A 21,056-nucleotide genomic window follows, 5' to 3' on the forward strand; every position below is an offset into this window, starting at 1 on the left:
CGGCGCTCAGCCGCGCTTGATCCACTGCGACAGGGCCAGGTGCAGCCCCAGCCCGATCAGCACCGTACCCATCAGACGGTCAAACCAATGACCCATGCGGTTGAAGCCACGGCGCACTGCGGCGCGGCTGAACAGCAAGGCCACCAGACAAAACCAGGCGCCGGTTGCCACAGCGAGATACAAACCGTAGCCCGCCTGCACCAGCAGCGGCGTGTCATGGCTTATGACCACGGTGAACAGCGACAGGAAAAACAGCGTGGCCTTGGGGTTCAGGCCGTTGGTAACAAACCCCTGCAACAGCGCCTGACGCCCGGTCATGCTTTTCTGCGCGCTGGCCTGGTCGACTGGCGCACTATTCTGTGGCTTGGCCCGTAGCGCGCGGATACCTATGTACAACAGATAGGCCGCCGCCAGCAGTTTCATCAGATTGAACAGCCAGACCGACTGCGACACAATCAGGCCAATCCCCAGCAGCGAATAGGCGACATGTACAAAGATGCCAACGCCGACGCCCACGGCGGTCAGGAGGCCAGCGCGGCGGCCGGCACTGACGCTGTTGCGGATGACCACGGCAAAGTCCGGGCCGGGACTGATCACCGCCAGCAGATGTACCAGTACCACCAGCAGAAATTCGTTCCAATACATAGGTTGCTCCTCGTCGATCGGTCATTCTACCTGTCGACGGGGCGCACAGACAGGTACAGACAGCATGCAAAATAGCCTCTCCATCGTGTTTCTCGATCAATCTACCCTGGATCAGGGCGACCTCGACATGCGGCCGCTGTCGGTGCTTGGGGCGCATTATCAGAGCTACCCTATGACCGCACCGGAGCAACGCATCGAGCGCATGCAGGGACGCACTGTTGTGGTAACCAACAAGGTGCTGATTGATGCGCCGGTGATGGACGCCTGCCCAGAACTCAAGCTGATCATGCTCAGCGCCACCGGCACCAACAATGTTGACCTGGCAGCGGCGCGCGAGCGCGGCATTGTGGTGTGCAATTGCCAGGGTTATGGCACTCCCGCAGTGGCGCAGCACACGCTGATGTTCATGCTGGCACTGATTACTCGGTTCGAGTCCTACCGCGGTGCCGTGCGCGCGGGAGCCTGGCAGCGCAGCAGTCAGTTCTGTCTGCTCGACTATCCTATCGGCGAGCTGTCTGGCCGCACGCTGGGCATCCTTGGCTACGGCGAGTTGGGGCAGGCGGTGGGACGATTGGCCGAGGCTTTTGGCATGCGCGTGCTGGTGGGTGCCTTGCCGGGACGGCCACATGGCAACAGGCCGGATGTGAACACACTGCTGGAACAGATCGATGTACTGACGCTGCATTGCCCGCTAACCGAGCAGACCCGCAACCTGATTGGCGCCGAGCAACTGGCGCGCATGCGCAAGGGTAGTTTGCTGATCAACACCGGGCGCGGTGGTCTGGTCGACGAGCAGGCACTGGCCGATAGTCTGCGCGCCGGGCACCTGGGCGGTGCTGCCTGTGATGTGCTCAGCACCGAGCCACCGCGTGATGGCAATCCGCTGTTGGCCGAGGATATCCCCAATCTGTTGATCACGCCGCACAGTGCCTGGGGTAGCCGCGAAGCGCGCCAGCGCATCGTCGGTCAGTTGGCCGACAATCTCTCAGCCTTTGTGCAAGGCAATACGCTGCGCCAGGTGAGCTAGATCAGGTTGCAGGCAAATGCGGCAGAGTACTCAGGTTCTTTTGGGTGCTAACCCGAATGGGTGATGAGTGCGGCCATTTCGATCGTTAGGGTGAGGGCCTGTCAATATCAGGACACCCGCCGCGGTTCAGCAGTCCCCGGCCAATTCCCACGGACCCGGGACTGCTGAACATGCCTGTTGCCCATTCACAGCGCGCCCACTGCGGCGGCTTCTCGCTACTCGAAGTGCTGATCGCGGTACTGGTTCTGGCGCTGGGTATTCTGGGCGCCGCCACACTGCAGCTCAATGCCTTGCGCTACCACGCAGGCTCCCTGCACGCGACTCAGGCCACCCTGCTGGCGCAGGACCTGCTGGAACGCCTGCGCGCCAACCCGGAGCATCTGGCCGCTTATGTGCTGACCCTTGAGCAGGATTGCGGTGCCGCCACTGCAGATCAGCTCGGCATTACCACCGACAGCATCATCGCCCAGGACAAACAGGACTTTGCGCGCGCCGTTGCTTGCGAGCTGCCGGCCGGACGTGCACGCCTGGTGGTCAGTGATGGCGTGGTAAGCCTGCGTCTGCAATGGTCCGAAGCGAGGCAGTTCGACGGAGCGGGCGATGCCGAGTTGCGCGTCTCCGCCTTGATCAGGCCCCAGCCATGAGTGAGCAGCGTAGACCACTGCTGGCCGGCTTCAGTCTGGTCGAACTGATGGTCGCCATGGCCGTCGGCCTGATGCTGACACTTGGCGTGCTGCAGGTCTTTCTCGCGAGCAAGGAAAGCTTTGCGCTGCAGCAGCGCTCGGCGGCCATGCAGGAGAACGCCCGCTTTCTGCTCGGCCGCCTGGCGCAGGATATTCGTTTGGCCGGCCAGTTCGGCTGCCTGGAGCTGCGCCGCCTGCCTGCTTCAATGCGCGCCACAGTGCCGGCGGAGCTGGCCAGTCCCATCGATTACCGTCAGGACGTTTTGCGCCTTATTACCGCGCTGCCGGTCGCTGCTGCGGCGCCGCAGGAGCTGGTCAGTGCTGCAGATTATGCGGCTCGCTGGCTGCTGGTGAGCAACTGCCTGGACAAACTCAAGGTGGTGGAAGCGGATACCGAAGTCGAAGTTGCGGCTGGTGATCTGTTGATTCCCCTGCGCCTGCTGGAATACCGCCAGCAGGGAACCCGTATTCAAGTACGCACTAATGGCCGCGGCAATTTCGAAACGCTGATCGAAGGTGTCGCGAGCTTCGTTCTGGCTTTCGGCCTGGCCAGCGATGCCGAGGCAGTGGGAGTTGTGGGCGCTTATCGCGACAGCTTCAGCGCCGCAGAGGCCGAACGTGTGCGCAGCGTGCGTGTAGCGCTGCAGCTTAGCGAGCGACCCGCTGCGAAAACACAACAAGGAGTACAGAGCCAGCGTTATGTGCAGGTTACCGCCGTGCGTAATCGGCTCGATTGAAACAGGGAGGAAGGCATGTACAGGAATCGAGGCGCCCAGCGGGGAGCGGCGCTGATGGTCAGCTTGGTATTTCTGCTGTTGATGTCGCTGGCGGCTTTGGCGGGGGTGCGCTCCGCCACCAGCCAGGAGCGCATGGTGGCCAATCTGCAGCAGCGCAATCAGAGTTTTCAGGCCGCCGAGGCTGGCGTGCGCTGGGTTGAGCGTCAGATCCGGCGTAACGCCATACCGCTGCCGGCGAACCTGTGTCAGCACGCACCCTGTGGCGGGGCAGTGCCGGCACCGGACGCGCAAGCCTATGCAGCCAGTTGGCAAGCGCTGCCGAGTGCGGCGCGCAAGAGTCTGCAACTGGACGGTGCGCAATTGTGGTATCGGCTTGAGCGCGTTGGCAAGAGCGCGATACCGGTGCGGGTGGGCCTGAGTTCGCCAAGCACCCTCTACCGTCTCTCGGTGCTCAGTCTCAGTGGCAATAGCCGCACCATATTGGAGGCGACCTATGCGCACACCCGACTCTAACTGCAAGTGGCCGCGGCTGCTGATGTTCAGTCTGGGGTTGCTGCTGGTCGGTAGCGCCCAGGCATTCACTCCGCTTAGTGGCCCGATTAGCGCTACCGCCATGGCACCGCCGAACGTGGTGCTGGTGCTGGACAATTCATCCAGCATGGTGATGAACCGCGTTGGCGATGAGACACGACTGGAGCTGGCGCGGCGCACCGCGCGCGAGGTCATGGCAGAGCATCGTCACTTGCGCTTCGGTCTCTTTGCCTTTCGTGCCACTCAGGGGAGAGGTGACGCTGACCGAGACGCGCCCGGGGGTGAGTTGCTGGTCCCGGTGGAGTCGATAACCGCTGAGAGTGCAGCCGGCCAGCAGCACCTGGCAAGACTGCAGGCCGCTATGGATGCATTAGCTCCGCAGGCAGGAGATGACCGCGAAGCCTGGACATGGACGCCGTTGGCGGAAACCTATTATGAGGTCACCCGCTATCTGCGCGGCATGCGCGCTTTTTATCCACAGTCGAAGAGCGAGTTGGAGCGCGAGCAATTCGTCAGCCCGATCGAGTATCGCTGTCAGCGTACCACCGGTCTTGTTCTGACTGACGGTCTGCCGACCTACGACCGCGAATTTCCCGGCTCGCTGGCGCAGGACCCGGACGGGCGCAGACCGGACAGCGCCAGTGGCTTTCATCTGCCTGATTGGGACCAGGACGCCAGTAACGATCTGGACGGTGGTGAGCCCATGGCCGAAGGCAGCAGTTTCTATCTGGACGATATGGCCGCTTTCGCCAGGCAGATAGATCTCAGACCCAGCGGCCGCGGCGCGCTGGCAGATAGTGCCGGACAAAGCTGGGACGATGCTGATTTCGCCCACCAGCAACTGCAAACCCACGTGCTGGGCTTCAGCCTGGATGATCCACGATTGCGCGCTGCAGCGCGCGCCGGAGGTGGTCGCTATTTTTCGGTCGAAGATGGTGACGGCCTGCGCAGTGCCATGGCCAGCGCCCTTGCCGAGGTCAGCTCCGCGCCCGGTTCCGGCGGCGGCGCGGTGGTCGCTGGTGCCATGCTGAAGGGTGGCAGCACGCGTTATTATCAGACCGCCTATGACCCTGCCGATTGGAGTGGCACGCTGCGGGCCTTGCTACTGGATGCCCAGGGCGTGCCAACACGTCAACTCTGGAGTACCGAGCAGACGCTGCGACCAGGGCCGGTGGCGGGGCGGCAACAAAGCTGGCGCTGGGGTGATGGCCAGCAACCGGCCGCCCCGGTAGCCTTGAGCGATACCACCTACCTCAAACTGTCGGTCAATCAGCAGACGGCACTGGACGAGGCCGCCTATACGGCGGGCCTGGATGCTGCAGACGCCGGACAGCAGCTGCTTGACTGGGCGCGTGGAAAGAGGGTTGCCGGCCTGCGTCAGCGCCGTCAGTTGTTGGGTGATGTGATCAACACCACTCCGGCCTTGTTCTCGGCGGTCGCGCCGCTGCCACTCGCTGATGATGCCGGCTACCAGCAGCATCTGGCTCGGCGCAGGGCGCTGCCGGAGATGGTAGTGCTGGGCGCCAACGACGGCTTCGTCCGTATTTTTGATGCGACCGGTCAACAGCGCTATGCATATTTGCCGGCGACGCTGCAGCCGCGCCTGGGTGAGTGGGCGCGGCCGGATTATGCCCAGGGCCAGCCGCACCTCAGTGGTATCGATGGTCAGTTGGGCCTGGCGGACATGCAATTGGATGATGGCTGGGCTACCTTGGCCGCCGGCGGGCTTGGGGGCGGTGGCAAGGCACTTTTTGCGCTGCAACTGCTGGCGCCCGGCGCTACCACCGCGGAGCCACAGCTACTGTGGGAAACCAATGCGCAGCAGCGCGGCTGGCAGGACCTGGGCCATCTGTACGCGGCGCCGCAGCTGGTCAGGGCCGCCAATCGACCATTGTTGCTCACGGGTAATGGCTACGGTAGTGCGTCGGGGCGCGCAGCGCTGCTGGTGGTCGATGCATTGAATGGCGAGCTGCTACGCAGCATCGCGGTGCCCGGGCGCCCGGGGCAGAGCGAGCCCAACGGTCTGGCGGGGCTGGCACTGCAGCGCAACGAAAATGGCAAGCTGATGGCTGCATTTGCCGGCGACCAGCATGGCCAGATGTGGAAGTTCGATCTCGACGGTGACGATCACAGCGCCTGGAAAGTTGCTCATGCCGGCTCGCCACTGTTCAGCGCTGCAGCGGACCAGCCAATCAGCGTGACACCCGTGCTACATCCCAGCGCCCCTGGCCTGGGGGATCTTTTACTGTTCGGAACCGGCCAGTTCTTGCAGCCGCAGGATTTGCTGTCCACCGCCACCCAGGCCTTTTATGCGGTTCTGGATACCGCAACGCCACCCAGTGGCGGGCTGACCAGAGCGCATTTGCAGCAGCAGAGCATCCTCAGCTCGAACAGTCAGCAAGACGCCTCGCCCGCTACGCGGCAGGCCAGCGCCGAGCCGGTAGACTGGCAACGCCAGTACGGCTGGTGGCTGGCGTTGCCAGAGCGCGGTGAGCGGGTCACGCGAGCAGCGAGTATCAAGGATTCACGGGTGCTGTTTGGTACGGGTTTGCTTTTGGGCGAAGGGGAAGATCCCTGTGTGAGTCGCGCCGGTGGCTGGCTGATGTCGCTGTCGCTGGACAGCGGCGGTATGCTGCCCATGGCGACCATGGACAGCAATGACGATGGGCGCGTCGATGACGCCGATCAGGCAGCCGCCGGCATTCGTCTGGACATAGGTTTGCCGGGAGACTTGATTGCGCTGGATCTACCGGCCAGGCCCGATAGCGAGCAGCAGACCGACTGCAACCCCGAACTATATCTGGTGCAGGGCTCTGACGGCGTGGGCGTAGTCCAGGGGCAGGCACACTGCCGCTTCGAGCGCATTCTCTGGCGGCAACTGCAATGACAGCGCGAACGAGGCGTGCTCAGCACGGCTTCACATTGATCGAATTGCTGATGGTCGTGGTGATCATTGGCGTGCTGTCGGCTATTGCCTACCCATCCTACCTGCAACACGTGCGCAAGGCCCACCGGGCGGAGGTCACAGGGCTTTTGCTGCAGAATGCGCACCGCCTGGAACGGCATTTTGCGCGGCAGGGCGGCTACGCCAAGGGCGTGGTAGAGGGGCTGGTATCACAGAGCCCGGCCAGTGGCCCGGCGGTTTACCGATTGACCGTCACGCGCGAGGAGCAGGGTTACCAGCTGAATGCCACGGCCTCAGCTGGCGGGCCCATGGCGGCGGATGTGTGCGCCTCCTACAGCCTTGATCAGGTAGGCCGGCGTACGCCAGCAGATCCGCTCTGCTGGCGCCGTTAGCCCTTACTCGGCCAGGCCTGCTTCGGGGCGGGCCTGTGGCAGCAACAGATTGAGCACTATGGCGACCACGCCACAGAGACTGATGCCCTGCAGGCTGAAGCTGTCGTTGCCGATGACCATGCCGCCGATACCAAACACCAGAGTGACGGAGACAATGCACAGGTTGCGCGCCTGCGACAGATCGATCTGGTGACGAATCAGGGTGTTCATGCCCACCACCGCGATGGAGCCGAACAGCAGACAGAGAATGCCGCCCATGACCGGCACCGGCATACCCAGCAGCACCGCGCCAAACTTGTCGACAAAGGCCAGAGCGATGGCGAATACCGCCGCCCAGATCATTACGTTGGGGTTGAAGTTGCGCGTCAGCATGACTGCGCCTGTGACTTCAGAATAAGTCGTGTTCGGCGGGCCGCCAAACAGGGCAGCAGCCGAAGTGGCGATGCCGTCACCCAGCAGGGTGTTCTGCAGGCCGGGCTTTTTCAGATAGTCCTTGCCGGTCACGCCGCCGATAGCCAGCACATCGCCGATGTGCTCAATGGCCGGGGCGATGGCGACCGGAATCATGAACAGCACCGCCGCCAGCTTGAATTCAGGAGACACAAATTCGGGCACGGCCAGCCAGGGCGCAGCGCCCACGGTGTCAAAGCTGACGACGCCGAGTAGCCAGGACAGGCCATAGCCTACCAATACGCCTGCCAGAATCGGCACCAGGCGGAAAATACCCTTGGCAAACACCGCCACTATGATAGTGGTGGCCAGCGCTGACATGGAGATAATCAGTGCCAGATCTTTGTCCACCAATTGCGCACTGCCGTCGCCAGCCTTGCCCATGGCCATGTTGACTGCCACCGAGGCCAGCCCAAGACCTATCACCATGATCACCGGACCTACCACCACTGGCGGCAGCAGGCGCTGGATAAAGCCCGGACCGCGCCAGCGAATCACCAGGCTAAGCAGTATGTAGACCAGGCCGGCAGCCAGCAGGCCGCCGAGGGTGGCGGGCAGGCCCCAGGTCTGATTGCTGTACAGAATGGGGGCGATGAAAGCGAAGCTGGAGGCCAGAAAAATCGGTATCTGGCGGCGTGTAGTGAACTGGAACAGCAGGGTACCGATACCCGCGGTGAAGAGCGCGACGCTCGGATCCATGCCGGTAATCAGTGGCATCAGCACCAAAGCGCCAAAGGCCACAAAGAGCATCTGCGAACCGGCCAGCGCTGTGCGCCAGCCGTGGGTCTGAACGCCTTCCATCAGACAATATCCTTCTGCTTGGTGCCGAAGATCTTGTCACCCGCATCGCCCAGGCCAGGAATGATGTAGCCGTGTTCATTCAGGCGCTGGTCGACCGACGCGGTATAGATCTGCACCTCCGGATGCGCGGCGTTGACCCGCGCTATGCCTTCCGGTGCGGCGACAAGCACCAGTGCGCGAATCTCGCGGGCACCCGCTCTTTTCAGCATATCGATGGTCGCGACCATGGAGCCGCCGGTAGCCAGCATGGGGTCGATGATCAACGCGGTGCGCTGGTTCAGCTCACCTACCAGTTTTTCCAGATAGGTATCGGCTTCCAGGGTTTCTTCGTTGCGCGCCAGACCGATGACGCTGACCTTGGCGCTGGGTATCAGGCTGAGAACGCCATCGAGCATGCCCAGGCCGGCACGCAATATGGGCACCACAGTGATCTTCTTGCCGCTCAGTTTTTCGACTTCAACATCGCCACACCAGCCCTGGATGGTATGCGGCTCGACCGGCATGTCCTGCGTGGCTTCATAGGTCAGCAGCGCGGCAACTTCCTGCGCCAGCTCGCGAAAATTCTTGGTGCTGATGTCGTCCCGGCGCATCAGGCCGATTTTGTGGCGGATCAGCGGGTGACGGATTTCTTTGACATTCATTAAGGGGCTCTCTCGTGCAGGCGGGCGCGGAAAAATACTGCTATAGCCTAAACCAATGTGATCAGGCGGTCATCTGCCGGAAAAGCTCCGTTATACTTGCGCATCAACGGCAACATCAGTATTTTGCGCCCCCTTCAATTGCATCAACACTCACCACAACCCCGGAGGTTCTGCATGTCGGCAGATCTGCAACACATCAAACAGGTCATGGCCGAGGCAGATTGCCTGTTCAGCGAAGCCGAGGTTGAGCTGGCGCTGGACCGCATGGCCAGTGCAATCTGCGCGCAGCTGGCGGACAGCAACCCGATCGTCTACAGCGTCATGAACGGCGGTCTGATCATCACCGGCAAGCTGTTGCCCAAGCTGCCTTTCCCGATGGAAGTGAGCTACCTGCATGCCACGCGCTACCGCAACAAGCTGTCCGGCGGCGAGCTTTTCTGGAAGGCGCGTGCAGAGCATTCGCTGGTTGGGCGCAACGTTTTGATAGTCGATGACATTCTGGACGAAGGGCACACGCTAGCGGCCATTGTCGAGTATTGCCGCGATGCGGGCGCCGAGAAAGTCTACACCGCAGTGCTGCTGGACAAGCAGCACGAGCGCAAAGCCTACGAGGGCATGCGTGCAGACTTCACCGGCCTGGACGTGGAAGACCGTTACATATTCGGCTACGGACTTGACTACAAGGGTTACTGGCGCAACGCTGCGGGCATCTTTGCACTCAAGGGACACTGACCCCATGCGCCTGCTCGGACTTTCGCTGCTGTTGCTGTTGAGCCCCTCGGCTGGCGCTGCGCCGGTCATCCTGCCACACGACGAGTACATGCCGGCAGACACGTCCGGCCTGCGCCAGGACAAGCCCGAGCAGATACTCTTTCAGGTAGAGCAATATCGCCTGTTGTTTGCCAGCGAGCAGCGCCCCGGCGTAGCCTCTTCTGCGCCAGAAGCCAGCAGTCATCTGTTCCTGCAGGGGCGCTCGTTGTTGACCAGCAGCCCGGTGCAGCAGGCTGAGGTTCGCTTCGTTCCGCCGGGTACCGCCCTGCGTCCGGCGCGGCTGGATGGCCGTACCCAGACCTTGTTGCTGACCTACCCCGATTCGATGCTGCCGGTGTTGTTGCAGCAACTGTCGAGCCCTGGCGCCGAGTTTGTTCAGGCACGTTTTTACGGCAATGGCCTGATCTGGGCCGATATCCATTCCGAAGCCAGCGCGGCTCGGCGCTGATGTGCTGTGCTGGTGAGCGTCGGCGTGGATGGTTACAATGCCGGCTTTTCAGCCTGCCAGTGAGAGATGTTGATGCGTAAAGATAAAGAGAAGGTGATTGGCGAGCCCATGACCGACGAGCAGGTGGCGGTGTTCCTGCAAGCACGGCCCTATGCTGAAGAGTCGGTCGATATGCACGTGCTGGTGCGCGCCTATCGCGGTTTGCGCGTCGAGGATTTCGAGCGCTTTCTGGTGATGTTCAAGGCAGCGGGTTTCGACCTCAATGCCACCGATGCGCAGGGCAATACCTTTTTGCAGACCGTTCGCGATCACACTCAGCGTGAAGAGTATGTGGCCGTGCTGGAAGCTGCGGGAGCGCGTTGAGCTTGGGCTGTCAGTAGTCGCACGGGCCACACGCTGCGGCGTGGGGGTGAGACGGCTAACGCGCTGTGGGGCAAGGGGCTGCCGATCCAGCGCGGGTTAAACCCGCTGACGGCTATCCAGAGGCCGCTGGTCGGTGGTACATCCAGTTGCCAGAGTGCGAGGCAGTTGCCACGCTGATCGAGCTGGGCGTAGCACTGGCGTTGACGGCGGTTAAAGCGCTTTGTGAAAAACATGCAATGGCCCTCCGCCAGGGTTCTGCGAAATGACTGATGGGCACAGCCTAACGCTGCGCTGTTGCAGCCTGATGACAGCCAGGGTCGCTGTTGCCGGGCGCGGAACCCGCGTATGCTGCGCCTGTCGAAGTGTGCAGTTGTCTCTTATACCCCTCAAATTGAATAAACGGCAGGAGTCAGGCGTTATGCTCAAGCGTGCAGGTATCCTTTTCTTGGCCCTGGTGGCCGTCGGTTTGGTCGGGTGCGCCCACAGCCCGCAACAACTCAGCGTGCAGCCACAGATAAACAAACCGCTCAACCCGGTGGCTCGGCAGCAGCCGGTTATCGTCACTGTGCAGGATGTGCGGCAGAGCAAGATCCTGGGTACGCGCGGTGGTATTTATCCCGATTCCAGCAGCATCACTATCAGCGACGAGAGCATCAATGCTGTGCGCCAGCAGGTAGAGCAGGGCGTGCGACAACTGGGCTTCAACGTGGTGCCCGAAGGTACCCCCAACGCCAACCGTTTGACCGTGGGCCTCAGCGAGCTGACCTACACCTCGCCCAAGGGCACCAGCTATGTGACCCAGGCCGATATCAGCGCGACCTTCGCTGCCGAGGCGCGTAACATGAACAAGAATTATCAGGGTCGTTATGGCTCTTCGCTGCAGCAGCGCTTTGGTTATGCGCCCAACCAGGCGACCAACACCAAGATGGTCACCGAGGTGATGAGCGATGCTTTGACCCGTGTGTTCCAGGACCAGCAGTTGCTGCAGATATTGCAGCAGTAAGCCTGTTTGATCGCACAAAAAAACCAGCGGGTAGCTGGTTTTTTTGTGCCTGAATAAACTCAGGTGGCAGACGCTGGCGGCTCACCGTGCAGCATTTCGTCGTGCTCGGCCATGTTCCATGGCAACACGCCTGGTGAGATGTGCAGGAAGTGCAGGTATTTCTCGAAGTGATCGAGAATGTCGCCGATGATTTCCTGTTCGTCGTAGCCGTAGACATCGTAGGTCTGGCCGCCGCGGCGCAGGAAGACCTCAGCGCGGTAATAGTGCTGGTCTTCCTTGTCGTCGCGCTGCATCCCCGCGTAGGCGAAGGATGGGCGGGTGTACTCGCGTAGACGTACCTCGTAGATGAAATCCAGTTGCTCTGGCTTGCTGATCTCCAGATACGCGCGACCGTGCTCGGTATCCAGCTTTGCCTCTGCCGGCCAGCCTTGTTCCACCAGGTTTCGGCTGAGACGCTGCATGCCGGGCAGCACGGTGTTGTTAATGAAGCCTTCGACGTCACCGCGATCAGGGAAGTTGACGATGCCAGCCAGGCGCTTCTTCCAGTTGGCGGCGAGGCTGTCTTCGCTATAGCGACTGACCTGCATGTGATGCAGCAGACTGACATCGCGATGCCCCTCGATCACCAGCGCGCGCCACATCCCGAGCATGGCAATGATCATGATGATCGCAAAGGGTAGCGCGGTGACTATGGTCATGGTCTGCAGCGCGCTGAGGCCACCGGCCAGTAACAGTACCGCGGCCACCAAGCCTTCAAGAATCGCCCAGAAGGCGCGTTGCCAGGCGGGCGTCGCCATCAGGCCGCCAGACGCCAGCGAGTCGATCACCAGCGAGCCGGAGTCCGATGAGGTCACGAAGAAAGTGACAATCAATATCACCGTGATGAAGGAGACGATCGAGGTCAGCGGCAGGTGTTCGAAGAGTTTGAACAGGGCGATGGCCTTGTCGTTCTGCACCTCGGTTATCAGCGAGGTGTAACCCTCGTTCATGATCAGATGCAAAGCGGTATCACCGAAGATCGAAAACCACAGAAAGGTGAACATGGTGGGCACCAGCATCACGCCAAAAACGAATTGGCGGATGGTGCGGCCGCGGCTGATCTTGGCGATGAACAGGCCAACGAAGGGCGCCCAGGCAATGGTCCAGCCAAAGATGAACAACGTCCAGTTACCGATCCAATCGCTGTGCGTGTAGGCCTGCAGGTTGAAGGTACGCTCGACAATATTGTTCAGATAGCTGCCGGTATTCTGCAGGAAGGCTTCGAGAATGAAGATGGATGGGCCGACCAGAAACACGAACAGCATCAGCGCGACGGCCAGCACCATGTTCAGGATGGACAGGTTCTTCACGCCCTTGTCGAGACCAGCGACCACCGAAATCAGCGCCAGGCTGGTCACCACCGCAATGGCGATAACCTGCACAGTGCTGCCCACCGGGATGCTGGGCCAGAGGTAGTTCAAACCGGCGTTGATCTGCGCTACTGACAAACCCAGAGTAGTGGCAATGCCGAACAGGGTGCCGAGAATGGCGACCACATCGACGGTATGGCCGATCGGGCCGTGGATCTTCTCGCCAATCAGGGGGTACAGCGCCGAGCGCATCGACAGCGGCAGGCCGTGGCGAAAGGAAAAGTAGGCCAGTACCAGGCCAACCAGACCGTAGATGGCCCAGATGTGGAAGCCCCAGTGGAAGAAGGCAATCTGCATGGCCTGCTTGGCCGCGTCCAGGGTCTCGGCGGTGCCCGCCGGCGGACTGGCGAAATGGGTGACGGGTTCGGCCACGCCAAAAAACAGCAGCGCGATGCCGTAACCGGCGGAGAACAGCATGGCAAACCAGGCCGGGAAACTGTACTGCGGCGCCGAGTGGTCAGGCCCGAGCTTGATATTGCCCCAGCTGCTGCAGGCAACTATCACAATGAACAGTAAAAAGCTGGCGACCGCCAGCATGTAGAACCAGCCGAAGGTAGTGGTGATGTAAGCGAGGGTAGTGGAAAACACCTCGCCGGCCAGTTCGGTGTTGCTGATGGTACCGACTACCAATAGCAGTGTGACTATGACGGCCGGTGCGAAGACCGGGACCAGAATGGTCGATCTCCAGCCGGATTTGGCTTCTGTCATGAATGGCTCCTTGTTGTGAGTTCCGCTCGCCTGTTGCCTGCGACGATCGGGCCGGCTGGTGCCGTTGTTACGTCCAGTATAGTGATAGGCGGGGTTTCGCCAGTCTTGAGACAACGCTTTGCCCGGTTTTGCTCGGTCATTGCGAGAGGGAGGTTGTCGTCTTCAGCAGATAACGCGCTGAGCGGGTTTGCTGTTATGGGATGCAGGCAAGGCTGCAAGATAAGGGGGATTGGCGCGGTGAGTAAGTTGCTGCGCCAGGATTGAGCCTGGGGCGGGTCAGTTGTCGGCTTCGCTCTGCTCTTCGAAATATTCAACCCTCACCCGCACGCTGCCTGCGCGGATCATGCCGAGCTGTTCTGCGGCAACCTGTGAAACATCGATAATGCGGTGGCCGACAAAAGGGCCGCGATCGTTGATGCGCAGCACCACACTACGCTCGTTGTACAGATTGGTGACCTTGACCAGCGTGCCGAAGGGCAGCGTGGGATGGGCGGCGGTCAGGGCAGTCTCATCGTAGGGCTCGCCGCTGGCGGTACGTCGGCCGTGTAGTCGCGATGAGTAGTAGGAGGCCTTGCCGACCTGTGCCCACTGTTCGCCATCCTGGCTTTGCAGGTGGTCGGCATAGGCGAAGGCCGGGCCGCTCAGCGAGAGCAACAGCAGGCTAGCAATCCAGAGCGCGGCTTTGCGCATGGCTGGTTCCTCGGGTAAGCGGGGCAGAAGCGGATCAGACCGCCTTGCCCCGGGTAGGTTCAGCTCTCGAGCTTTTTGCGCAGCAGTTCATTGACCTGCTGCGGATTGGCCTTGCCCTTGGACGCCTTCATCGCCTGACCGACGAAGAAACCGAACATCTTGCCGCGCTTGGCTTCCTCGGCTGCACGGTACTGCTCAACCTGCTCGGCATTGGCCGCCAGGACTTCATCCAGCATAGCCTCGATGGCGCCGCTGTCGGTCACCTGTTTGAGACCTTTGCTTTCGATCACTGCATCGGCGCTGTCGCCTTCGCCGTTGGCCAGGGCTTCAAATACCATCTTGGCGATCTTGCCGGAAATGGTGTTGTCCTGGATGCGCTGGATCATACCGCCCAGTTGCGCCGCGCTTACCGGCGACTGCTCGATGTCCAGGTCGGCCTTGTTGAGCAGGCTGGACAGCTCGCCCATCACCCAGTTGGCGGCCAGCTTGGCATCGCCGCACACGCGTTGTACCTCTTCAAAGTAGTCGGCCAGTTCGCGCTGTGCAGAGAGTACGCTGGCGTCATAGGTCGACAGACCGAAATCGCGTTCGAAGCGCTCACGCTTCTGCTGCGGCAGTTCGGGCAGCTCGCCACGGACCTCTTCGATAAAGGCGGGCTCGAGCACCACTGGCAGCAGGTCGGGGCAGGGGAAGTAACGGTAGTCGTTGGCTTCTTCCTTGCTGCGCATGGAGCGGGTTTCGTCGCGGTTGGGATCGTACAGGCGAGTTTCCTGGATGACCTTGCCGCCGTCCTCGATCAGTTCGATCTGGCGCTGCACCTCGGTGTTGATCGCCTTCTCGATAAAGCGGAAGGAGTTGACGTTCTTGATCTCGCAGCGCGTGCCGAACTCGGCCTGGCCCTTGGGGCGAATCGAGACGTTGCAGTCGCAGCGCAGCGAGCCTTCGGCCATGTTGCCATCACAGATACCCAGATAGCGCACCAGTGAATGTATGGTCTTGGCGTAGGCCACGGCCTCCTTGGCGCTACGCATGTCGGGCTCGGAAACGATTTCCAGCAAGGGGGTGCCGGCGCGGTTCAGGTCGATGCCGCTCATGCCCTGGAAGTCTTCGTGCAGGCTCTTGCCGGCGTCTTCTTCCAGATGCGCGCGGGTCACGCCCACCCGTTTTACGCTGCCGTCTTCCAGGGTGATATCGAGGTAGCCCTTGCCGACGATAGGATGATCCATCTGGCTGGTCTGGTAGCCCTTGGGCAGGTCCGGGTAGAAGTAGTTCTTGCGCGCAAAGACGTTGGTCATGCCGATCTCGGCATCAATCGCCAGCCCGAACTTGACCGCCTTGCGCACCGCCCCGGCATTGAGCACCGGCAGCGTGCCGGGCATGCCCAGATCGATCAGGCTGGCCTGGGTGTTGGGCTCGGCGCCGAAGGTGGTGGCGCTGCCGGAGAAGATCTTCGACGCGGTGGTGAGCTGGGCGTGAATTTCCAGCCCGATGACGATTTCCCATTGCATAGCTGTCAATCCTCTCAGTAGCCGGCCGGAGCGCGCTGGTGCCAATCAGTGACCTGCTGATACTGATGCGCGATGTTGAGCAGGCGGGCTTCGCTGAAGTAAGGCCCCAGCAGTTGCATGCCCAGCGGCAGACCATTGGCAAACCCGGCGGGCAGGGCGATGCCCGGGACCCCTGCGAGGTTGGCGGTAATGGTGTAGATGTCGGTCAGATAGAGGCTGACCGGATCGTCGATCTTCTCCCCGATCTTGAACGCCGGGGTGGGCGAGGTCGGGCAGAGAATCACGTCAACCTGCTCGTAAGCAGCGATAAAGTCATTCTTGATCAGGCGGCGAATCTTCTGCGCCTGCAGGTAGTAGGCATCGTAGTAACCAGCCGAAAGTGCGTAGGCGCCAACCATGATGCGGCGCTTGACCTCGGCGCCAAAACCTTCGCCTCGGGAGCGCTTGTACAGATCGGTCAGATCGGCCGGGTTGTCGCAGCGATAGCCAAAACGTACGCCGTCAAAGCGCGACAGGTTGGAGGAGGCCTCCGCCGGGGCAATGACGTAGTAGGCCGGAATTGCCAGTTCGGCATTCGGCAGGCTGATTTCTTTCACTTCGGCGCCCAGCGCCTGGAACTGCTTGACCGCGGCGTCAATGGCATCGGCCGTAGCCGCATCCAGACCGCCGGCGAAATACTCCTTCGGCAGACCGATGCGCAGGCCCTTGAGCGAGTCGTTCAGGCTGGCGCTGTAGTTGTCTACCGGTTGCTCGACGCTGGTGGAGTCCTTGGCATCAAAGCCGGCCATGACCTGCAGCATCAGCGCGCAGTCCTCGGCGGTGCGCGCCATCGGGCCACCCTGGTCCAGACTGGAAGCGTAGGCGATCATGCCCCAGCGCGAGACGCGGCCGTAGGTCGGCTTGAGGCCGGTCAGGGCGGTAAAGCCGGCGGGTTGGCGAATCGAGCCGCCGGTGTCGGTGCCGGTGGCGCCAGCACACAAGCGCGCTGCCACCGCAGCAGCCGAGCCGCCGGAGGAGCCGCCGGGGACGCGTTCGCTATCCCAGGGGTTGCGGGTCGGACCGTAAAAGCTGGATTCGGTGGAGGAGCCCATGGCGAACTCGTCCAGATTGGTCTTGCCCAGGGTAACGGCGCCAGCATCAATGAAGCGTTGGGTGACCTCGGATTCGTACGGCGAGACGAAATTGTCGAGCATTTTCGAGCCGCAACTGGTGCGCAGCCCCTGGGTGCAGAACAGGTCCTTGTGCGCCAAAGGGATGCCGGTCAGTGCACCGGCGTCACCCGTCGCAATGCGCGCATCGGCCGCTTTCGCCTGGGCCAGTGCCAAATCGGGTGAAACCGTGATATAGCTGTTCAGTTCGCGATCAAACTGGTCGATCCGCTGAAGGTAGTGCTGGGTCAGCTCGACGCTGGACAGGGTCTTGCTCTGCAGGGCCTGGGACAGTTCGGCCAGGGTTTTCTCATGCATGGGGTAATCTCTTGTCGTGGCGCGGCGAATTATTCAATGACCTTGGGGACCAGGTACAGGCCGGACTCGGTGGCCGGGGCTATGGCCTGGTAGGCATCGCGCTGATTGCTTTCGGTTACCGTGTCGGGACGCAGGCGCTGGGTTGTCTCCAGCGGATGAGCCAAGGGGGCAACGCCGCTGGTGTCGACAGCCTGCATCTTGTCGATCAGGCCGAGAATGCCGGACAACTTGGCCGTGGTAGCGGGTAATTCGTCATCAGTCAGGGCGATACGTGCCAGATGAGCGATCTTTTCCACATCTGTGCGGTCGAAAGACATTGAGTAGAGCTCCATTAAGCCGGTATTGAACCGGGGATTGGACCGGGCGCCGCGACCATCTGGCGGTTCCCAGTCGGAATTCCGGACAAAGGCGCGAATTTACCACAGTCGTGCCTTGCCCAAAAACCCCGCCGTTGTTAGAGTTGCGACACTTTTAGATGCACCGATCAGTTCCCTGTTTGACCCGGTTTGCTGGGCCACTCATCAAGGCCTTTTGCCGCCATTCCTGTTCGGCGGTACTGCGGGCAGGTGACTTATCAGTGTTTCCCATACATTAACCCACGCGTCCTCGGGGTATATTCAACGCATGTTCAAAAAAATCCGTGGCATGTTTTCCAGTGATTTGTCCATCGACCTGGGCACTGCCAACACGCTTATCTACGTCCGGGATCGCGGTATTGTACTGGACGAACCCTCTGTTGTGGCTATCCGCACCACTGCTGGTAACCAGAAAAGCGTCGTGGCCGTCGGCACCGACGCCAAACGCATGCTCGGCCGCACGCCCGGCAACATCCAGGCGATCCGCCCGATGAAGGATGGCGTTATCGCCGATTTCAGCGTGTGCGAGAAAATGCTGCAGTACTTTATCAACAAGGTGCATGAAAACAGCTTCATTCAGCCCAGCCCGCGAGTGCTGATCTGCGTACCCTGCAAATCAACCCAGGTTGAGCGTCGGGCCATTCGTGAATCGGCGCTGGGCGCCGGTGCGCGTGAGGTGTATCTGATTGAAGAGCCCATGGCAGCCGCCATCGGCGCCGGCCTGCCGGTCGAGGAGGCGCGCGGCTCCATGGTTGTGGACATCGGCGGTGGTACTACCGAAATCGCGTTGATCTCCCTCAATGGTGTGGTCTACGCCGAGTCCGTGCGGGTAGGTGGTGACCGTTTTGATGAGGCGATTGTCACTTATGTGCGTCGCAACTATGGCAGCCTGATCGGCGAGTCCACCGCTGAGCGCATCAAGCAGGAAATCGGCGTGGCCTTTCCCGGTGGCGAGATTCTGGAAGTGGATGTGCGCGGTCGCAACCTGGCTGAAGGCGTACCGCGCGCCTTTACGCTGAACTCCAACGAGGTGCTCGAAGCCCTGCAGGAGTCCCTGGCGACCATAGTTCAGGCGGTCAAGAGCGCGCTTGAGCAGTCACCGCCAGAACTGGCTTCGGATATTGCCGAACGTGGCCTGATTCTGACCGGCGGTGGCGCGCTGCTGCGTGATCTGGACAAGCTGCTGGCGCAGGAGACCGGCCTGCCGGTGATTGTGGCTGAAGAGCCGCTGACCTGTGTGGCCCGGGGTGGTGGCAAGGCGCTGGAAATGATGGACCAGCACACCATGGACCTGCTGTCGACCGAATAACTCGCCGGCGGCAGGCGGGCTCTTCGCGCCGGATTTCCGGCTCTGTCCGGCTTGCCGCTGACCGCATCAAGCTTGTGGCTGCGAGGAGCTTGCCATCAAACCGCTATTTATCAAGGGCCCCTCGCTGGGCGTACGTCTGATCGTATTGACGGTGCTGTCCATCGCCCTGATGGTGGTGGACGCCCGCTTTGATGCGCTCCAGCCGGTACGCTCCCAGCTGGGGCTTTTTGTATCTCCCCTTTATTACGTGGCCGAGCTGCCGGTGCGAGGCTGGAATACCGTCACCGAACTGACCTCCAGTCGCGCTCAGCTTATTGCCGATAACGAACGCCTGCGCGCCGAAGCCCTGCTGACCCAGCGCAAGCTGCAGAAGCTGGCGACCCTGACCGAGCAGAACGTGCGTCTGCGCGAGCTGCTTAATTCCTCCTCGCTGGTGGATGAGCGGGTGCTGGTTGCCGAGCTGATTGGTGTTGACCCCAACCCCTTTACCCAGCGCATCCTGATCGACAAGGGCGAGAACGACGGTGTCTTTCTCGGTCAGCCGGTACTGGACGCTACCGGGCTGATGGGGCAGGTAGTGGAAGTGCTGCCTTATTCGGCCCGCGTGCTGATGATTACCGACGCTTCCCATAGTCTGCCGGTGCAGGTGAATCGCAACGGGTTGCGTGCCATCGCCAGTGGCACCGGGCGCAACGAGTGGCTGGAGCTGCGCTATGTTGGCGATACCGCCGATATTCGCGAGGGCGATATTGTGGTGAGTTCCGGGCTGGGCCAGCGGTTTCCGGCCGGTTATCCGGTGGGTCGCGTGCAGACGGTGGTGCGCCATCCGAGCCAGTCCTTTGCCGAGGTGCGGGTAACGCCCTCGGCCCAGCTCAATCGCAGCCGTTATCTGCTGCTGGTGTTCAGTCCGGAAAGTGGCTATGGCGACGTACTGCCGGCGCTGGATCTGACCCCGGATAAGTCACCCCCGAGTGAGCCGCCGGCGACTGACGCAGAGAGCGACGCCGAGCCGGGTGAGGTTGGAGCTGCAGCCACTGCGCAGCCGCAAGCCGCGGCCGATACGGCGCTACAATCCGAAGCAGTGCCGGCGGCAGCAGGCCGCCCCGCAACTGGCGAGGAGGGCAACGCGGATGCGCAATAGCCTGGTGATAATAGTTACCCTCGTGGTCGCGTTGCTGCTCAGCGTGATGCCCATGCCAGAGCCTTTCAACCTCGGCCGGCCCATGTGGGTAGCCCTGGTACTGGCGTTCTGGGTCATGGTGCTGCCGCATCGCGTGGGGCTGCTCACTGCCTGGCTGGCGGGGTTGGCCACCGATGTGCTGGCGGGCCAGCTTTTTGGCCTGCACGCGCTGGTAATGACGCTGGTGGTCTGGCAGCTCTTGCTGCTGCACCAGCGTATTCGCCGCTTCCCCCTGTGGCAGCAGAGTCTGGTCATGCTGCCCGTTTTCGGTATCGCGCAAATGGTGTTGCTGTGGCTCAACAGTCTCAGCGGTAATCGGCCGCCAACCCTGCTGTTCCTGCTGCCGGCGCTGGTCAGCGCCTTCCTGTGGCCCTGGGTGTATACCCTGCTGCAGGGCGTGAAGCGGCGCTTCCGTGTCATCTGAGCCGCGTTTGTGGCTGGCTTCGGCCTCGCCGCGTCGGCGCGAACTGCTGGCGCAGATCGGCGTGCCGACTCGGCGGGTCTACTGCGAGGTGCAAGAGCAGGTACGCGCAGGCGAAGGGCCGGCCGCTTATGTGCAGCGGGTAACCCGCGACAAGGTACTGGCCGGGGTTGCCGCCGCGCCAGGTGGCGCCGTGGTGCTGGCGGCAGATACCGCGGTAGTGCTGGGGGCGGAAATTCTCGGCAAGCCGCGTGATCGAGCCCATGCGCTGCAAATGCTTGGAGCGCTGTCGGGTCGTGAACATCAGGTGATGACCGCTGTGGCGGTTGCCTGCGATGCGCGCCTGGAGCTGCGGCTGGTCAGTACTCAGGTGCGCTTTCGCGCGCTGAGCGCCGGCGAGATGGAGGCTTACTGGGCCAGTGGCGAACCGCTAGACAAGGCCGGCGGCTACGCGATTCAGGGCCTGGGCGCGGTCTTTGTGGATCATATCAGCGGCAGCTATAGCGCCGTGGTGGGGTTGCCCCTGCTGGAAACGGCAGCATTACTCGATGGATTTGGCATTTCCTGCTGGCAACCCTGCTAACGCGGCTGTCATGGGATCGACAACACCGG

General features: G+C 61.7%; 22 protein-coding genes. 14 read left to right on the forward strand and 8 right to left on the reverse strand.

What is annotated here, in order from left to right:
- Positions 1–6: 6 nt before the first annotated feature.
- Complete coding sequence (locus V7756_RS09925; protein ID WP_335610000.1) at positions 7–645, reverse strand: LysE family transporter; 639 nt, start codon at positions 643–645, stop codon at positions 7–9.
- 64 nt (positions 646–709) lie between these two features.
- Here V7756_RS09925 and V7756_RS09930 point away from each other — a divergent pair, with 64 nt between their 5' ends.
- The 6 genes from V7756_RS09930 to V7756_RS09955 all read left to right on the forward strand — a co-directional run bounded on the left by V7756_RS09930 (position 710) and on the right by V7756_RS09955 (position 6,920).
- Entirely contained in the window at positions 710–1,672 is a 963-nt protein-coding gene (locus V7756_RS09930) for a 2-hydroxyacid dehydrogenase (protein WP_335610001.1), read from the forward strand.
- Positions 1,673–1,842: 170 nt separating this feature from the next.
- The gene (pilV, locus tag V7756_RS09935; protein WP_335610002.1) at positions 1,843–2,316 is read left to right on the forward strand and encodes a type IV pilus modification protein PilV; all 474 of its coding nucleotides are present in this window, start codon (positions 1,843–1,845) and stop codon (positions 2,314–2,316) included.
- Complete coding sequence (locus tag V7756_RS09940; RefSeq protein ID WP_335610003.1) at positions 2,313–3,092, forward strand: PilW family protein; 780 nt, start codon at positions 2,313–2,315, stop codon at positions 3,090–3,092. Before pilV ends, V7756_RS09940 begins: the two co-directional genes overlap by 4 nt.
- Positions 3,093–3,107: 15 nt before the next feature.
- Positions 3,108–3,605, forward strand: a complete 498-nt coding sequence (locus tag V7756_RS09945) for a pilus assembly PilX family protein (RefSeq protein WP_335610004.1) — start codon at positions 3,108–3,110, stop codon at positions 3,603–3,605.
- Positions 3,586–6,510 carry a PilC/PilY family type IV pilus protein gene (locus tag V7756_RS09950; RefSeq protein WP_335610005.1) on the forward strand — a complete coding sequence of 975 codons (2,925 nt, stop codon included), beginning with the start codon at positions 3,586–3,588 and terminating at the stop codon, positions 6,508–6,510. The genes V7756_RS09945 and V7756_RS09950 overlap by 20 nt, the downstream gene beginning before the upstream one ends.
- Positions 6,507–6,920, forward strand: coding sequence for a type IV pilin protein (locus V7756_RS09955; RefSeq protein WP_335610006.1), 414 nt, complete (start codon positions 6,507–6,509; stop codon positions 6,918–6,920). The genes V7756_RS09950 and V7756_RS09955 overlap by 4 nt, the downstream gene beginning before the upstream one ends.
- A gap of 3 nt (positions 6,921–6,923) precedes the next feature.
- Here V7756_RS09955 and V7756_RS09960 read toward each other — a convergent pair whose 3' ends face one another.
- Together V7756_RS09960 and upp are read right to left on the reverse strand one after the other, a co-directional pair.
- Positions 6,924–8,171 carry a uracil-xanthine permease family protein gene (locus V7756_RS09960; protein WP_335610007.1) on the reverse strand — a complete coding sequence of 416 codons (1,248 nt, stop codon included), beginning with the start codon at positions 8,169–8,171 and terminating at the stop codon, positions 6,924–6,926.
- Positions 8,171–8,812, reverse strand: a complete 642-nt coding sequence (gene upp / locus V7756_RS09965; RefSeq protein ID WP_335610008.1) for a uracil phosphoribosyltransferase — start codon at positions 8,810–8,812, stop codon at positions 8,171–8,173. The genes V7756_RS09960 and upp overlap by 1 nt, the downstream gene beginning before the upstream one ends.
- 174 nt (positions 8,813–8,986) lie before the next feature.
- Here upp and V7756_RS09970 point away from each other — a divergent pair, with 174 nt between their 5' ends.
- The 4 genes from V7756_RS09970 (at position 8,987) to V7756_RS09985 (ending at position 11,397) form a co-directional block, all read left to right on the forward strand.
- Positions 8,987–9,544 carry a hypoxanthine-guanine phosphoribosyltransferase gene (locus V7756_RS09970; protein WP_335610009.1) on the forward strand — a complete coding sequence of 186 codons (558 nt, stop codon included), beginning with the start codon at positions 8,987–8,989 and terminating at the stop codon, positions 9,542–9,544.
- Positions 9,545–9,548: 4 nt separating this feature from the next.
- The gene (locus V7756_RS09975; protein ID WP_335610010.1) at positions 9,549–10,031 is read left to right on the forward strand and encodes a hypothetical protein; all 483 of its coding nucleotides are present in this window, start codon (positions 9,549–9,551) and stop codon (positions 10,029–10,031) included.
- Positions 10,032–10,103: 72 nt separating this feature from the next.
- Entirely contained in the window at positions 10,104–10,394 is a 291-nt protein-coding gene (locus V7756_RS09980) for a PA4642 family protein (protein WP_335610011.1), read from the forward strand.
- A gap of 418 nt (positions 10,395–10,812) precedes the next feature.
- Positions 10,813–11,397 carry a YajG family lipoprotein gene (locus V7756_RS09985; protein WP_335610012.1) on the forward strand — a complete coding sequence of 195 codons (585 nt, stop codon included), beginning with the start codon at positions 10,813–10,815 and terminating at the stop codon, positions 11,395–11,397.
- A gap of 59 nt (positions 11,398–11,456) precedes the next feature.
- On the opposite strand, the gene V7756_RS09990 is transcribed toward V7756_RS09985, so the two are convergent.
- The 5 genes from V7756_RS09990 to gatC form a co-directional block, all read right to left on the reverse strand.
- Positions 11,457–13,514 (reverse strand): BCCT family transporter, encoded by a 2,058-nt coding sequence (locus V7756_RS09990; protein ID WP_335610013.1) that lies wholly within the window; start codon positions 13,512–13,514, stop codon positions 11,457–11,459.
- 276 nt (positions 13,515–13,790) lie between these two features.
- Complete coding sequence (locus V7756_RS09995; protein WP_335610014.1) at positions 13,791–14,204, reverse strand: septal ring lytic transglycosylase RlpA family protein; 414 nt, start codon at positions 14,202–14,204, stop codon at positions 13,791–13,793.
- A gap of 59 nt (positions 14,205–14,263) precedes the next feature.
- Entirely contained in the window at positions 14,264–15,712 is a 1,449-nt protein-coding gene (gene gatB / locus V7756_RS10000; RefSeq protein ID WP_335610015.1) for an Asp-tRNA(Asn)/Glu-tRNA(Gln) amidotransferase subunit GatB, read from the reverse strand.
- Positions 15,713–15,726: 14 nt separating this feature from the next.
- The gene (gene gatA, locus V7756_RS10005; RefSeq protein WP_335610016.1) at positions 15,727–17,178 is read right to left on the reverse strand and encodes an Asp-tRNA(Asn)/Glu-tRNA(Gln) amidotransferase subunit GatA; all 1,452 of its coding nucleotides are present in this window, start codon (positions 17,176–17,178) and stop codon (positions 15,727–15,729) included.
- A 29-nt stretch (positions 17,179–17,207) separates the two neighbouring features.
- The gene (gatC, locus tag V7756_RS10010; protein WP_335610017.1) at positions 17,208–17,495 is read right to left on the reverse strand and encodes an Asp-tRNA(Asn)/Glu-tRNA(Gln) amidotransferase subunit GatC; all 288 of its coding nucleotides are present in this window, start codon (positions 17,493–17,495) and stop codon (positions 17,208–17,210) included.
- A 307-nt stretch (positions 17,496–17,802) separates the two neighbouring features.
- Between gatC and mreB the strand changes: the two genes are divergently transcribed.
- The 4 genes from mreB to V7756_RS10030 all read left to right on the forward strand — a co-directional run bounded on the left by mreB (position 17,803) and on the right by V7756_RS10030 (position 21,027).
- Positions 17,803–18,843: a rod shape-determining protein MreB gene (gene mreB, locus V7756_RS10015; RefSeq protein ID WP_335610018.1), complete on the forward strand. Its 1,041-nt coding sequence runs from the start codon at positions 17,803–17,805 to the stop codon at positions 18,841–18,843.
- A gap of 109 nt (positions 18,844–18,952) precedes the next feature.
- The gene (mreC, locus tag V7756_RS10020) at positions 18,953–19,984 is read left to right on the forward strand and encodes a rod shape-determining protein MreC (RefSeq protein WP_335610110.1); all 1,032 of its coding nucleotides are present in this window, start codon (positions 18,953–18,955) and stop codon (positions 19,982–19,984) included.
- Positions 19,974–20,447, forward strand: a complete 474-nt coding sequence (gene mreD / locus V7756_RS10025; protein WP_335610019.1) for a rod shape-determining protein MreD — start codon at positions 19,974–19,976, stop codon at positions 20,445–20,447. The genes mreC and mreD overlap by 11 nt, the downstream gene beginning before the upstream one ends.
- On the forward strand, positions 20,437–21,027 hold the full coding sequence (locus tag V7756_RS10030) for a Maf family protein (protein ID WP_335610020.1): 591 nt from the start codon (positions 20,437–20,439) through the stop codon (positions 21,025–21,027). The genes mreD and V7756_RS10030 overlap by 11 nt, the downstream gene beginning before the upstream one ends.
- Positions 21,028–21,056: the final 29 nt, after the last annotated feature.

Origin of the sequence: Halopseudomonas sp., from assembly GCF_036961105.1 — a bacterium.
Lineage (GTDB): Bacteria > Pseudomonadota > Gammaproteobacteria > Pseudomonadales > Pseudomonadaceae > Halopseudomonas.

What these genes read in the sequence shown, in the direction of transcription:
- gatC (WP_335610017.1), bottom strand. Translation starts at nt 17,495, where the DNA reads ATGTCTTTCGACCGCACAGATGTGGAAAAGATCGCTCATCTGGCACGT.
- upp (WP_335610008.1), bottom strand. Translation starts at nt 8,812, where the DNA reads ATGAATGTCAAAGAAATCCGTCACCCGCTGATCCGCCACAAAATCGGC.
- V7756_RS09940 (WP_335610003.1), top strand. Translation starts at nt 2,313, where the DNA reads ATGAGTGAGCAGCGTAGACCACTGCTGGCCGGCTTCAGTCTGGTCGAA.
- V7756_RS09925 (WP_335610000.1), bottom strand. Translation starts at nt 645, where the DNA reads ATGTATTGGAACGAATTTCTGCTGGTGGTACTGGTACATCTGCTGGCG.
- gatB (WP_335610015.1), bottom strand. Translation starts at nt 15,712, where the DNA reads ATGCAATGGGAAATCGTCATCGGGCTGGAAATTCACGCCCAGCTCACC.
- V7756_RS09930 (WP_335610001.1), top strand. Translation starts at nt 710, where the DNA reads ATGCAAAATAGCCTCTCCATCGTGTTTCTCGATCAATCTACCCTGGAT.
- mreD (WP_335610019.1), top strand. Translation starts at nt 19,974, where the DNA reads ATGCGCAATAGCCTGGTGATAATAGTTACCCTCGTGGTCGCGTTGCTG.
- V7756_RS09995 (WP_335610014.1), bottom strand. Translation starts at nt 14,204, where the DNA reads ATGCGCAAAGCCGCGCTCTGGATTGCTAGCCTGCTGTTGCTCTCGCTG.
- V7756_RS09970 (WP_335610009.1), top strand. Translation starts at nt 8,987, where the DNA reads ATGTCGGCAGATCTGCAACACATCAAACAGGTCATGGCCGAGGCAGAT.
- V7756_RS09955 (WP_335610006.1), top strand. Translation starts at nt 6,507, where the DNA reads ATGACAGCGCGAACGAGGCGTGCTCAGCACGGCTTCACATTGATCGAA.
- mreB (WP_335610018.1), top strand. Translation starts at nt 17,803, where the DNA reads ATGTTCAAAAAAATCCGTGGCATGTTTTCCAGTGATTTGTCCATCGAC.
- gatA (WP_335610016.1), bottom strand. Translation starts at nt 17,178, where the DNA reads ATGCATGAGAAAACCCTGGCCGAACTGTCCCAGGCCCTGCAGAGCAAG.
- V7756_RS09990 (WP_335610013.1), bottom strand. Translation starts at nt 13,514, where the DNA reads ATGACAGAAGCCAAATCCGGCTGGAGATCGACCATTCTGGTCCCGGTC.
- V7756_RS09980 (WP_335610011.1), top strand. Translation starts at nt 10,104, where the DNA reads ATGCGTAAAGATAAAGAGAAGGTGATTGGCGAGCCCATGACCGACGAG.
- V7756_RS09975 (WP_335610010.1), top strand. Translation starts at nt 9,549, where the DNA reads ATGCGCCTGCTCGGACTTTCGCTGCTGTTGCTGTTGAGCCCCTCGGCT.
- pilV (WP_335610002.1), top strand. Translation starts at nt 1,843, where the DNA reads ATGCCTGTTGCCCATTCACAGCGCGCCCACTGCGGCGGCTTCTCGCTA.
- V7756_RS09945 (WP_335610004.1), top strand. Translation starts at nt 3,108, where the DNA reads ATGTACAGGAATCGAGGCGCCCAGCGGGGAGCGGCGCTGATGGTCAGC.
- V7756_RS09950 (WP_335610005.1), top strand. Translation starts at nt 3,586, where the DNA reads ATGCGCACACCCGACTCTAACTGCAAGTGGCCGCGGCTGCTGATGTTC.
- V7756_RS09985 (WP_335610012.1), top strand. Translation starts at nt 10,813, where the DNA reads ATGCTCAAGCGTGCAGGTATCCTTTTCTTGGCCCTGGTGGCCGTCGGT.
- V7756_RS09960 (WP_335610007.1), bottom strand. Translation starts at nt 8,171, where the DNA reads ATGGAAGGCGTTCAGACCCACGGCTGGCGCACAGCGCTGGCCGGTTCG.